Origin of the sequence: Micromonospora eburnea (assembly GCF_900090225.1) — a bacterium.
GTDB classification, from domain to species: Bacteria; Actinomycetota; Actinomycetes; order Mycobacteriales; family Micromonosporaceae; genus Micromonospora; species Micromonospora eburnea.
The window spans coordinates 5,798,046-5,811,037 of the sequence record NZ_FMHY01000002.1; the positions used below are offsets into that span (position 1 = coordinate 5,798,046).

11 protein-coding genes are annotated in these 12,992 nt (G+C 73.2%); 8 read left to right on the forward strand and 3 right to left on the reverse strand.

The window, feature by feature from the left end; genetic code table 11:
• Positions 1-55: 55 nt before the first annotated feature.
• Positions 56-1,897: a hypothetical protein gene (locus GA0070604_RS33770; protein ID WP_091123550.1), complete on the forward strand. Its 1,842-nt coding sequence runs from the start codon at positions 56-58 to the stop codon at positions 1,895-1,897.
• Positions 1,898-2,066: 169 nt separating this feature from the next.
• On the opposite strand, the gene GA0070604_RS25060 is transcribed toward GA0070604_RS33770, so the two are convergent.
• Both GA0070604_RS25060 and ileS read right to left on the reverse strand, forming a co-directional pair.
• Entirely contained in the window at positions 2,067-2,756 is a 690-nt protein-coding gene (locus GA0070604_RS25060; RefSeq protein WP_091123553.1) for a lysophospholipid acyltransferase family protein, read from the reverse strand.
• Between the two features lie 159 nt (positions 2,757-2,915).
• Complete coding sequence (ileS, locus tag GA0070604_RS25065; RefSeq protein ID WP_091123556.1) at positions 2,916-6,062, reverse strand: isoleucine--tRNA ligase; 3,147 nt, start codon at positions 6,060-6,062, stop codon at positions 2,916-2,918.
• Positions 6,063-6,433: 371 nt separating this feature from the next.
• Here ileS and GA0070604_RS25070 point away from each other — a divergent pair, with 371 nt between their 5' ends.
• The 7 genes from GA0070604_RS25070 (at position 6,434) to sigJ (ending at position 12,501) form a co-directional block, all read left to right on the forward strand.
• Positions 6,434-7,348, forward strand: a complete 915-nt coding sequence (locus GA0070604_RS25070) for an NAD-dependent epimerase/dehydratase family protein (RefSeq protein WP_091123560.1) — start codon at positions 6,434-6,436, stop codon at positions 7,346-7,348.
• A gap of 9 nt (positions 7,349-7,357) precedes the next feature.
• On the forward strand, positions 7,358-8,374 hold the full coding sequence (locus GA0070604_RS25075) for an ArsR/SmtB family transcription factor (RefSeq protein ID WP_091123564.1): 1,017 nt from the start codon (positions 7,358-7,360) through the stop codon (positions 8,372-8,374).
• Between the two features lie 59 nt (positions 8,375-8,433).
• The gene (locus tag GA0070604_RS25080) at positions 8,434-9,444 is read left to right on the forward strand and encodes an ABC transporter ATP-binding protein (protein WP_091123568.1); all 1,011 of its coding nucleotides are present in this window, start codon (positions 8,434-8,436) and stop codon (positions 9,442-9,444) included.
• A gap of 261 nt (positions 9,445-9,705) precedes the next feature.
• Positions 9,706-10,212 carry an ABC transporter permease gene (locus GA0070604_RS25085; RefSeq protein WP_244162078.1) on the forward strand — a complete coding sequence of 169 codons (507 nt, stop codon included), beginning with the start codon at positions 9,706-9,708 and terminating at the stop codon, positions 10,210-10,212.
• A gap of 10 nt (positions 10,213-10,222) precedes the next feature.
• Positions 10,223-11,011 (forward strand): ABC transporter permease, encoded by a 789-nt coding sequence (locus tag GA0070604_RS25090; RefSeq protein ID WP_091123571.1) that lies wholly within the window; start codon positions 10,223-10,225, stop codon positions 11,009-11,011.
• A 165-nt stretch (positions 11,012-11,176) separates the two neighbouring features.
• Positions 11,177-11,617: a carboxymuconolactone decarboxylase family protein gene (locus tag GA0070604_RS25095; RefSeq protein ID WP_091123576.1), complete on the forward strand. Its 441-nt coding sequence runs from the start codon at positions 11,177-11,179 to the stop codon at positions 11,615-11,617.
• Positions 11,566-12,501, forward strand: coding sequence for an RNA polymerase sigma factor SigJ (gene sigJ / locus GA0070604_RS25100; protein ID WP_091123579.1), 936 nt, complete (start codon positions 11,566-11,568; stop codon positions 12,499-12,501). The genes GA0070604_RS25095 and sigJ overlap by 52 nt, the downstream gene beginning before the upstream one ends.
• A 54-nt stretch (positions 12,502-12,555) precedes the next feature.
• On the opposite strand, the gene ndk is transcribed toward sigJ, so the two are convergent.
• Positions 12,556-12,981, reverse strand: coding sequence for a nucleoside-diphosphate kinase (ndk, locus tag GA0070604_RS25105; RefSeq protein WP_091123583.1), 426 nt, complete (start codon positions 12,979-12,981; stop codon positions 12,556-12,558).
• Positions 12,982-12,992 lie beyond the last annotated feature (11 nt).

A 12,992-nucleotide genomic window follows, 5' to 3' on the forward strand; every position in this document is an offset into this window, starting at 1 on the left:
CGGAGGTGGTGGGGCGGTACTAACCTCGCAACGGGCGCGAGAGGAGATTGCCGCGATGCCGGAGCCGCAGCCGGGCACCGACCGGCCGGCCGACGGGGGCACCCCGGTCACGGGCCGGAGTCCGGGCACCGACGAGCCTTCCCGCTCCCCCGTACCCCCGTCGCCGTCCGAGCCGGGTGAGCCGCCCGAGCAGGGCGACGAGCGGGACGCCGCGGCCGAGGTCGCCACCGGCACAGGCGCGCCCGGCACCACTCCCGCCGGCGACGGTGACCACGAGCCGAACGTGCCCCACGAGCCCGACGTGCCCCACGAGCCGGACGTGCCCCACGAGCCCGACACCGACGACGTGCGCGACACCGACGACCGCGGCAACGCAGACGGTCCCGGAAACGCAGACGACCAGGGCGACGCGGACGCCGGGAACGGCACCGACGGCGCAAACGACGACAGCGCAGCCGCGGCCCCGGCGGCCGCGACCGCCGCCGACAGTCCCGCACAGCAACCGGCCGACACGACCACCGCCGACAGTCCCGCACAGCAACCCGACACGACCACCGCCGACAGTCCCGCACAGGAGCCGGCGGCCGAGGTCCCCGCCGACGTGCTGCCCGGGGATCAGCCGGTCGACGAGGTTCCGATCACCCCGGCGCGCGGTTCCGCCCGCGTCCGCCCGACCGGGTCCGCCGCCGTACCGGTGCGCCCGACCGGCTCGGCCGCCGTACCTCGTCTCCCGACGGACGCAACGCCCCCGTCCGGCCGTCCCGGCCCACCGCGGGTTGCTGGACATCCCGACCCGACCCGGGTGGAGGCGACCACCCCCGAGCCACCCGCGCCTCGCTGGAGCGGCTCCGCACCGGTCCCGCCCCCACCGGCACGCAAGCGCTCCTGGGGTGAGTCCGCCGAGCCGACCCCCGTGCCGCCGGTAGCGTCGCCGGAGCACATGGTGCCGGTCGACCCGTGGGAGGGCGTGGACACCACCGGCTGGGACCTGCGCTCCGCCGACTTTCCCGCGCTGCCGCCGACGCTGCCCTACCCGACACCGGCGCACACCCTGCCCTATCCGCCCACGCCGGCCACCCCACCGCCGCCGGTCGCCGCCGCGCCGGTCCCACACCTGCCGGTCGCCCCGGCGCCGGCTGCTCCCCCGCCGGTCTCCCCCGCACCACCGGCCGCCGCCCGGCCGGTGTCACCCCGGCCGGTGTCGGCCTCGCCCGTGTCGCCGCCCCAAGCGGCCCCGCCCGCGCCGCCCCGCCCGCCGACGCAGCGCCGCCCGGCCTCGCCGCCGCCGGCCGCGCCCCTGCCCGCATGGCCTACGTCCAAGGGCCACGTGGCGGTGCCGGTCCGCCGTCGACGCCGCTGGCCCTGGGTGCTGCTGCTCATCGTGGCCTGCTGCTGCGGCCTTCCGCTCTGGTGGGCGCGGCCGCTGCTCACCCAGTACCCGGCCAGCGCGGCCCTGCCCGACCAGGTCGCCGGGCTGCGACTACGACAGGACGAGGGCAGCCGGACCGCCGCCGAGGAGCTGAAGACCGACGTGAGGCAGGCGCACCCGCTCGACAACGACGTCTTCGCCGGGATCTACACCACGGACGACGGCAAGCGGGTGACCATCTTCGGCAGCACCGGCCTGCGGCTGACCCCGGAGTCGAACGCCGACGCCGAGATGACCCGCCTCACGGACCGGTACGCGCTGAACCCCGCCGTACCGGTGGAGACCGGTGTCCAGGGCCGGTACGAGCGCTGCGCGGTCGGCCGGTCGGACGGCGAGTCGGTGGTGGTGTGCACCTCGGTCGACCACGGCAGCCTGATGACCGGCGTGTTCACCCGGCTCGACCTGAACGACAGCGGTCGCCTGCTGGACACCCTGCGCCAACAGGTGGTGACCACCGACGCGGCCTGACCCCGGTCACGCCGCGAGGGTCCGCCGGGCGAGCCGACCCGCCGGGTACGGGCTCGGGCCGCGTCGGGTACGGGCTCAGGCCCGCCGGATACGGGCGGTGCCGCGGCCGACTACCGGAGGGCACGAGCAGCGACCGGCGGGCGAGACGTTCAGCCGGCCGGGCGGGCGCTCAGGCGGCCGGGTCGTCGGCGGGCTCGCTGCGCTTGGGGGCGTAGCGCGGAACGTACTCCTGGCCGGTCAGCCGCTGGATCTCGGCCATCACCTCGTCGGTGATCTCGCGCAGCGAGGTCCGGTCGTCCGGCCGGTCGGTGAAGTCCAGCGGCTTGCCGATCCGGACGATGATCTCGGCCCTGCCCGGTCGGGGAACCCGGGTCCCGATCGGCTGGACCTTGTCGGTGCCGATCATGCCGACCGGGATGATCGGCACGCCGGCGGCCAGCGCCAGCCGGGCCGCGCCCGTGCGACCGCGGTAGAGCCGCCCGTCCGGCGAGCGGGTGCCCTCCGGATAGACAGCCACCAGGTCACCGGCTTTGAGCACCGGGATGGCCGCGTCGAACGCGGACAGCGCCGCGCGACCGCCGGCCCGTTCGACCGGGATGGCGCCCAGCCCGGTGAGCACGAACTTGGAGAAGCGGCCCTTCACACCGGTGCCCTTGAAGTACTCCGACTTGGCCCAGAAGGCCAGGTGCCGGGGCACCACGGTGCCGATGAAGAGTTCGTCGGCGACGGACAGATGATTGCCCGCGAAGATCGCCCCACCGGTCGCCGGGATGTTCTCCAACCCCTCCACGGTCGGACGGAAGGCCAACCGGAGCGCGGGCGCCACGGTGAGCTTGCCGATGGTGTAGAGCAGGGGCACGAAGTCCTCCGGCGGTGTGCTGGTGCGGGCGGTGTCACGTTAGCCGACGCTGTCTCGTCGACCCGAGCGGGTGGCAGCGCCGCCCGCCAGTTGACCTGAACGGGTTAGAGGGGCCCCCTCCTATACCTGAGGCGTTAAGAAGGGGCCCCTCCTTTCATCTCATACCCGGCGGACCGCGACCGTCACGCGCTCGCCGTCGCCGACCTCACCGGGGAAGCCCTCGACGCCCTCGGCGAAGTCGATGCTCTCGGCGAGCACCTCCCGGGCCACGAAGTCGAGGTGCGCGGCCACCGCCGTACGCACCTCCTCGGAGGCCGAGACCGAGACCACGATCCGGTCCGAGATGTCCAGGTCGGCGTCCCGGCGGGCCTGCTGCACCACCCGGACCACGTCCCGGGCCAGCCCCTCGGCGGCCAGCTCCGGGGTGACCCGGGTGTCCAGCACGACCACGCCCTCGCCGCCGGGCAGCGGCGCGGAGTGCTCCGCGTCGGCGGCGACCAGGCGCAGCTCGTACTCGCCCTCGGCCAGGGTGACGCCGGCGGCGACCGGGGCGCCGTCGTGAAGCTCCCACTCCCCCGCCTTCACCGCCTTGATGACCTGCTGGACCGCCTTGCCGACCCGGGGACCGAGCGCCCGCGGGACCACGGTCAGCACCTGCTGGCAGTACGCGGACACCTCGTCGGTGAACTCCACCGCCTTCACGTTGACCTCGTCGGCGACCAGGTCGGCGAAGGGCCGCAGCTGGGCGGCGACGGGCGAGGCCACGGTCAGCTTCGACAGCGGCAGCCGGACCCGCAGCGCCTTGGCCTTGCGCAGCGACAGCGCCGCCGAGGCGACGGCCCGCACGTTGTCCATCGCGGAGACCAGCTCGTGGTCGACCGGGAACTCGTCCGCCGACGGCCAGTCGGTCAGGTGCACCGACCGCTCGCCGGTGAGGCCGCGCCAGATCTCCTCGACGGTCAGCGGCGCCAGCGGCGCCACCACCCGGCACAGCGTCTCCAGCACCGTCCACAGGGTGTCGAACGCGTCGGCGTCCCCCGCCCAGAACCGGTCCCGGGATCGGCGCACGTACCAGTTGGTCAGCGCGTCCAGGTAGGACCGGACGGTGGCGCAGGCCCCGGAGACGTCGTACGCGTCCAGCTGCCCCTGGACCGTCGACACCAGCTCGTTCGTCTTCGCCAGCACGTACCGGTCGAGCAGATCCGTCGAGTCGGTCCGTCGACGGGCGGTGTACCCGTCGGCGTTGGCATAGAGCGAGAAGAAGTACCAGACGTTCCACAGCGGCAGCAGCACCTGGCGCACCGCGTCCCGGATGCCCGCCTCGGTCACCGGCATGTCGCCGCCGCGCAGCACCGGCGAGGACATCAGCATCCAGCGCATCGCGTCCGACCCGTACGAGTCGAAGACGTGGTAGACGTCCGGGTAGTTGCGCAGGCTCTTGGACATCTTGCGCCCGTCCGAGCCGAGCAGGATGCCGTGGCTGAGGCAGTTGCGGAAGGCCGGCCGGTCGAACAGCGCGGTGGCCAGCACGTGCATGGTGTAGAACCAGCCGCGGGTCTGCCCGATGTACTCGACGATGAAGTCACCCGGGTAGTGGTGCTCGAACCACTCACGGTTCTCGAACGGGTAGTGCACCTGGGCGAACGGCATCGAGCCGGACTCGAACCAGCAGTCCAGCACCTCCGGCACCCGGCGCATCATCGACTTGCCGGTCGGGTCGTCCGGGTTGGGGCGGACCAGGTCGTCCACCGCCGGCCGGTGCAGGTCGGTCAGGCGTACGCCGAAGTCCCGCTCCAGGTCGGCCAGCGACCCGTACACGTCGACCCGCGGGTAGTTCGGGTCGTCGGACTTCCACACCGGGATCGGCGAGCCCCAGAACCGGTTCCGGCTGATCGACCAGTCCCGGGCGTTGGCCAGCCACTTGCCGAACGAGCCGTCCTTGATGTGCCCCGGGGTCCAGTTGATCTGCTGGTTCAGCTCGACCATCCGGTCCTTGAACGTCGTCACCGCCACGAACCAGGACGACACCGCCTTGTAGACCAGCGGGGTGTCGCAGCGCCAGCAGTGCGGGTACGAGTGGGTGTAGGTGTCTTGCCGGAGCACCACCCGCCGCTCCTTCAGCTCCCGGATCACCGACTTGTTCACGTCGAAGACCTGCTCGCCCTGGTACGGCGGGACGAGCGCGGTGAACCGGGTGTGGTCGTCCACGGTGACAACGGTCGGGATGCCGGCCGCGTTGCAGACGTTCTGGTCGTCCTCGCCGAAGGCGGGCGCCAGGTGCACGATCCCGGTGCCGTCCTCGGTGGTGACGAAGTCCGCGCCGAGCACCTGGTACGCGTTCTCCCCGGCCTGCTCGACCAGGAAGTCGTACAGCGGGGTGTAGCGGCGCCCGGCCAGGTCCGCGCCGCGCACGGTGCCGACCTGCTCGTACCCCTCCAGCTCCTTGGCGTACGCGGCCAGCCGCGCGGCACCCACCAGGTGGCGGGAGCCGTCGCGCTCCAGCACCGCGTACTCGATGTCGGGGCCGACGGCGAGCGCCAGGTTCGACGGCAGGGTCCACGGCGTGGTGGTCCAGACGCCGAGCTTGACCGGCCCACGCACCGGCTCGGGGGCCGACTCGTCCGGGGTCAGCTCGAACCAGACCGTCAGGGTCGGGTCGTGCCGGTCCTTGTAGACGTCGTCCATCCGGGTCTCGGTGTTCGACAGCGGCGTCTCGCAGCGCCAGCAGTACGCCAGCACCCGGAAGCCCTCGTAGACCAGACCCTTGTCGTGCAGGGTCTTGAAGGCCCACATGACGCTTTCCATGTAGTCCAGGTCGAGCGTCTTGTAGTCGTTGGCGAAGTCGACCCAGCGGGCCTGCCGGGTGACGTACCGCTCCCAGTCCTGGGTGAACTCCAGCACCGAGGTCCGGCAGGCCTCGTTGAACCGGGCCACCCCCAGGTCGAGGATCTCCGCCTTGCTGGTGATGCCGAGCTGCTTCTCGGCCACCACCTCGGCCGGCAGGCCGTGGCAGTCCCAGCCGAACCGGCGCTCGACGTGCTTGCCGCGCATGGTCTGGTAGCGCGGCACCACGTCCTTGACGTAGCCGGTGAAGAGGTGGCCGTAGTGCGGCAGGCCGTTGGCGAACGGCGGGCCGTCGTAGAAGACGTACTCGTTCTTCCCGTTCTCCCCGGCGGGGCGGGCCTCGACCGACGCCTCGAAGGTCTTGTCGGCCGTCCAGTGCTCCAGGACCCAGCGCTCGACCGCGGGCAGGTCCGGGCTCGCCGGGACGCCGGCGGCGGTCGGGTCGTGCAACGGATAGGCCATCGGGGGTCGCTCCTCAGCAGCTCACTGTCCGTGTGGTCTGCGAGGACGAGCCCGTTCCGGTACGCCGTCACCGGCGCCCCGGGCCAGGCCCGCGGTACCACCCCGCTTGGCGGTCGAGGTGCGACCGCCCGCTCGTTGGCCGGCTGTGACGGGCCGGTCCCGTCCGGTTCTACTGGGCCGGTCACCCGGCTGTTCTTCCGGAGGCTCGCCGGTGATGGCCGGGTCGTCGCCTGTGTGCCCACAAGCGTACTCGACCGGGCGGGTGGCTCGCCGCCGAGTATCGGCCCGGGTCGACCCGGTGGCCACCGTCACCGTCACAACGGCGCCCGACGGCTCGTCCCCGTTGCGAGTGCCGACCTGAGGAGGTCCTGGTGAGAGTTCTGGTGGCAGGCGCCAGCGGCGTGATCGGCGTGCCCCTAACCCGCAGGCTGCGCGAACATGGCCACGAGGTGTACGGCCTGACCCGCGACCCGGGCCGGGCCCGGACGCTGGCCGACCGAGGCGTGCGGGCGGTCGTCGCCGACGCGATGGACCGGGACGGGCTGCTCCGGGCCGTGGACGGGCTCGCCGCGGACGTGGTGATCCACGAGCTGACCGCGCTGACCCGGACCCCCACCCGGCACTCCGGGGTGACGCAGACCAACCGGCTGCGCACCGAGGGCACGGCGAACCTGCTGGCCGCCGCCGAGGTGATCGGCGCGGGCCGCTTCCTCACCCAGTCGATCGTGCTCGGCTACGGCTACCGGGACCACGGCGACCGGGTGCGCACCGAGGCGGACCCGTTCGGCGAGCCACAGGGCACGAAGGTGGACCCGCACCTGTCCGCGATACGCGCCACCGAGCAGCAGGCGTTCACCGCCCCGCACGGCATCGCGCTGCGCTACGGCATGTTCTACGGCGGGGACACCGCCCGGTTGCGGCCGATGCTCATGAAGCGCCGGGTGCCGGTGGCCAACGGCGGGGTGCTGCCCTGGGTGCACGTCGAAGACGCGGCGGCGGCCACCGTGGCGGCCCTCGAACAGGGCCGGGCCGGGCAGGCGTACAACATCGCCGACGACGAGCCGGCCACCCTGGCCCAGGTCTTCACCGCGCTGGCGCGGGCGTTCGGCGCGCCCGCGCCCCGGCGACTGCCAGCCTGGCTGCTCCGGCTCGCCGCCCCGTACGCGGCCGCCTTCGCCATCGACACCAACCTTCGGGTGTCCACCAGGAAGGCCCACGCGGAACTGGGCTGGCGTCCGGCGTACCCGAGCTACCGGGAGGGCGTGGCGACGCTGACCCACGGTTAGGCTGGCCGGGTGATCCGGATCGAGTTGGACGAGCCCACGCTGGCCCGTACCCGGATCGCGATCAGTCCGCTCTGGGAGGCGCTGACCAGCCTCTACCTGCTGAAGCGGCACCCGGAGCAGGTGCCCTGGCCGTACACCGGCTGGGCCCGGCACGCCCGGCGGGTGCTGGCCGAGGTGCCGGAGGCGGCGCCGGCCTGGCTGCTCACCGCCGCCGACCTGGCACCGGATTTCCTCACCCCGATCCCGCCGTCGCCGGCCCCCACGCTGGCCGAGGAACTGGCCGTGCTGCGGGCCACCCCGCCCGAGCTGATCGCCGAGCAGGCCTCCCGCTACCACGACCTCGACAACCTGCCGGACTGGCTGCGCCCGTTCGTCGCCGACCGGCAGGCCACGCTGGACCGGCTCGCCGACGGCATCCAGGCGTACTGGGACGCGGCGATCGCGCCCTGGTGGCCGGCCATGCGCGCGGCGCTGGACGAGGAGGTGCTGCACCGGGCCCGGTCCCTCGCCGCCGACGGCCCGGACGCGCTCCTGGCCGACCTGCACGATCGGGTGCGTTGGGAACAGCCCGTGCTCACCCTGGTCAAATCGCTGGAGCAGAGCTTCCGAGCGGTGAACCAACGACTGCTGCTGATCCCGCTGATCTTCTCCCGGGGCGCGCTGGCCTGCTCCACCGACCATCCGGAGATCGTCGCGGTCTCCTACCAGGCCCGCGGGGCCGCGGTGCTGGCCGAGACGGGTCCCCCGCAGCGGTCGGCCGGTGCGGAAACCGACCGGCTGGCGTTGCTCGTCGGGCGGGGCCGGGCTCAGGTGTTACGGGCGCTGGCCCGGCCGGCCACCACCGCCGGCCTCGCCGCCACCCTCGGGCTCGCCCCGAGCACCGTCTCCGAGCACCTCGCCGCGCTGCTCGCCGCCGGCGTGGCGCACCGCCGCCGGGTGGGCCGGCGGGTGCTGTACGGCCTGGAACCGGCCGGCCTGGCCCTGGTCACCCTGGTCGGTGCCGACCCCGCCACGGCCTCCGCCTGAGGATTCGGCGAGCACCGAATCCGTTTCCCGCCGGGACCGGCGTTCCTAGATTCGGCGGCATGACCGAGTACGCGATCGAGGCGGCCGGGCTGCGCCGCACCTACCGCAGCCGCACGGGATGGTTGCGGCCCCAGCGCCGGGAGGTGGAGGCGGTCCGCGGCGTGGACCTGACGGTCGGCAACGGGGAGCTGTTCGGCCTGCTCGGACCGAACGGCGCCGGCAAGACCACCACCATCAAGCTGCTGAACACGCTGCTCATCCCGACCGCCGGCACCGCCCGGATCTGCGGCCACGACGTGGTCACGCAGACCCGGGAGGTACGCCGGCGGATCGGGTACGTCTTCGGCGGCGACCGGGGCCTGTACGACCGGCTCTCCGCCCGGGACAACCTGCGCTACTTCGCGGAGCTGTACGGCGTCCCGGGGCGGGAACAGCAGCGGCGCATCGCCGAGCTGCTGGAGCTGGTCCGCCTCGACGGCCGGGAGAACGAGCGGGTGGAGGGCTACTCCCGGGGCATGCGGCAGCGGCTGCACATCGCCCGGGGCCTGCTGCACCGACCGCGGGTGCTGTTCCTGGACGAGCCGTCGATCGGGGTGGACCCGGTGGCCGCCCGGGAGCTGCGGCAGACCGTCGCCGACCTCGCCGCCACCGGCACCACCGTGCTGCTGACCACCCATTACATGGCAGAGGCGGACGAGCTATGCGACCGGATCGCGGTGATCGCCGGCGGCACCATCCAGGCCCTGGGCACCCCGGCCGAGCTGCGGCACCACGCCGACGGCCGGCAGGTGCTGGAGGTCGAGGCGTACGGGGTGGCCGACGCTCAGCTCGCCGCGATCCACACCCTGCCCGGCGTACGCGAGGCGAGCGTGACCGTCACCGGCACGGCGCAGGTGCTGACCGTGCAGTCCGACTCGGGGGTGGACGTGCAGGCGGACGTGCTGCGTGAACTGGACGGGGTCCGGCTGGGCCGGGTCAGCGCCCGCCAGCCCACCCTGGAGGACGCGTACGTGGCGATCGTCAACCGGGTCGACGGGGCGGCCCGCCCGGTCGAGGCGGTGCCGGCGTGAACCTGCTGCGCATGATCGGGGTCGGCCTGCTGCTGCACACCAAGCAGCTCAGCCGCTCCTCGTTCGAGATCGCCACCGCGCTGATCCTGCCGGTGGTGCAGGCCACCCTGGCGGTGTACCTGTTCCGGGTCGGCGGCGAGCCGGGCCGGCTGCTGGAGGCCGCGGTCGGCGCCGGGCTGATGGGTGTCTGGTCGTCGGTGCTGTTCGGCTCGGGGGGGCGCGATCCAGAACCAACGCTGGCTGGGCACCCTGGAAATGATCATGCTGGCGCCCCGCCCACCCGCGCTGATGATCCTGCCGATCACCCTGTCCACCGCGGTCACCGGCACGTACGCCATGCTCGCCACCCTGCTCTGGGGCCGGCTGCTCTACGGGGTGCCGCTGGACTTCACGCATCCGCTGCTCTTCCTGGTCGCCGTACCGGGCTGCATCCTCGGGCTGGGCATGTTCGGCCTGCTGCTCGCCTCCACCTTCGTGCTGCTGCGTAACGCCAACGCGCTGACCAACACGCTGGAGTACCCGATCTGGCTGGTCTCCGGGATGCTGGTGCCGATCACGGTGCTGCCCGGCTGGACCGGCCCGATCGCCGCCGTGCTGCCCACCACCTGGGGTGCCCGGGCGGTCCGCGAGGCCGCCACCGGCGGCCCGGTCTGGCTCTCGCTCGGCATCTGCCTGGGGATCAGCCTCGGCTGCCTGATCGCCGGCGCGTTGATGATGACCTACGTCGAGCGACGGGCCCGCGCCGCGGCGACCCTCGCCCTGGCCTGAGGGGACGACGATGACGGCACTTTTCCGGCTGATCGGCACGGGCGGCGTGATCGCGTACCGGGCCCTGTTCAACTGGACCACCCCGGCGATGTTCATCGGCTCGCTGCTGGTCGGCCCGATCTTCCAGCTGCTCTTCTTCGCGTACCTCGGGCGGCAGCTCGGGGTCGCCGACGACCGCTTCTACATCGTCGGCAACGCGGTGCTCGCCGCCTCGCTCTCCTGCGTCTTCGGCGGCACCATGGCGGTCGCCAACGAGCGCCGCTTCGGCACCCTCGGGCATGTGCTGCTCTCACCGCGCAGCCGCACCGCCGTCTTCCTCGGCCGGGTCCTCCCGTACGCCGGAAACGGCCTGCTCATCGCGGTGAGCACGCTGACCGTCGGCGCGCTCCTGCTCGGCCTGCGGATACCCGTCCACGCCCTGCCGGCCCTGCTGCTGACCCTGGCGGTCGCCGCGCTGGCCTGCGGGTTCTTCGGCCTCACCCTGGGCGCGCTGGGGTTGCGGTTCCGGGACGTCTGGGTGGTCTCCAACGTCTCGGTGGCGCTGCTGCTCCTGTTCACCGGGGTCAACGTCCCCGCCGCCGGCCTGCCCGGCTGGATGCGGACGGTCGGCGAGGCGCTGCCGATCACCCACGCCGCTCACGCCGCCCGCCAACTGGCAGCCGGCGAGGGCCTCGCGGCGGCCGCGCCGTCACTCGCCGCCGAGCTCACCGTCGGCCTCGCCTACGCCCTGCTCGCCGCCGCGCTCCTCAAACTCTTCGACGCCGAATCCCGCCACCACGCCTCCCTGGACACCATGTGACCCCCACCCGCCCCGCCCCGTCGATCATGAAGTTGTCGTCGACGACACGCCGGGTGAGCGGGGCCGGGCGGGCGGGGGGCATGACGACCGTCACAGGCGCCATCTGTCACGCGCGGGGAGCGGCGATCCGTCGTGGGGGCGTAGGCCGACACGAGGGAGGCAGTGATGAGGCGGATGAATCTGCCGGCGGTGGCGCCGGAGGCGTACCAGGCGGTGCTCGGGCTGGAGAAGTACATCCGAGGCAACCTGGACCACACGGTGCTGGAGCTGGTGAAGATCCGGGCGTCGATGCTGAACGGCTGCGCGTTCTGCGTCGACATGCACAGCCGGGACGCGCTCGCCGCCGGCGAGTCCAGCCGGCGACTGTTCGCCGTCGCCGCGTGGCGGGACGCACCCTTCTTCGACGAGCGGGAGCGCACCGCGCTGGCGCTCACCGACGCCGTCACCCGGCTCGGGGAGCACGGCGTGCCGGACGAGGTGTGGGACGCCGCGGCGAAGGTCTGGTCGGAGAAGGAGCTGGCCGACCTGATCGTCGCGATCGCCACAATCAACGTATGGAACCGAATCTCGGTGAGCACCCGGAACGAGCCACCGATCGAGGTGTGACCACCGTCGAGGCGACGCAGGCAGCCGGTGCGCTCACCGCGCACCGGCCGATGCTGCTCGGGCTCGCGTACCGGCTGCTCGGGAGCCTGCACGACGCCGAGGACGTGCTCCAGGAGGCGTACCTGCGCTGGCTGGACGTCGACCGGGAGTCGGTCGCCGAGCCCCGCCGGTACCTGGCCCGGGTGGTGACCCGGCTGGCCCTGGACCGGCTGCGCGCCCGGCAGGCCAACCGGGAGACGTACGTCGGTCCGTGGCTGCCCGAGCCGGTGCACACCGGGGCGGCCGCCCCGTTCGGGCCGCTGGACACCGTGGAGCTGCGGGAGACGCTCTCCACCGCGCTGCTGCACCTGCTGGAGCAGCTCACCCCGCCCGAGCGTGCGGTGTACGTGCTGCACACCGCGTTCGCCCTGCCGTACGCCGAGATCGGCGACCTGCTGGACCGGTCGGCGGCGGACTGCCGGCAGCTGCACCACCGCGCGGTGGCCCGGCTCGCCGACGGGCGGCGGCGCTTCACCGCGGGGCCGGCCGAGCAGCGGCGGCTGCTGGACGCCTTCCTGGCCGCGGCCCGCGACGGCGACCTGGCCCGGCTGACCGAGCTGGTCGCGGCCGACGCCACCGCCTGGTCGGACGGCGGCGGCCGGGTACGCGCGGCCCGCAACCCGATCCACGGCGTGGACCGGGTCGCCCGCTTCTTCGCCGGCATCTACGGCCGGCGCCGCCCCGGGGTCACGGCGACGCCGGTCGAGCTGAACGGCGCGCCCGCGCTGCTGCTGGACTGGCCGTCCGGGGTCCGCCACACGCTCGGCGTCACCGCCGCCGACGGCCGGATCACCGGCCTCTACCTGATCACCAACCCGGACAAGTTGACCGGTCTCCCCGACTGAACACGCGCGACGGCCCCGGTCCCAGCACGGGGACCGGGGCCGTCGGCGAGGACGTCAGCCCAGCTCGGGGAACCAGAGGGCGATCTCCCGCTTGGCGCTGTCGACCGAGTCGGAGGCGTGCACCAGGTTCTCCCGGTTGGACAGGGAGAAGTCGCCCCGGATGGTGCCGGCCGCCGCCTTGCGGCCGTCGGTGCTGCCGATCATCCCGCGGACCACCTCGATCACCTGGTCGCCGGCGAGCACCAGGGCCACCAGCGGACCGCCGGTCATGAACGCCTTCAGCGGCGGGTAGAACGGCTTGTCCACGTGCTCGGCGTAGTGCTGGTCGGCGAAGTCGCCGTCCATGGTCCGGGACTCCAGCGCGTCGATCCGCAGGCCCTTGCGCTCGAACCGGGCGAGGATCTCGCCCACCAGACCGCGGCGGACCGCGTCAGGCTTGATCAGTACGAGCGTGCGCTCGTCCGGGCTGCTGTTGGACACGCTGAGTTCCT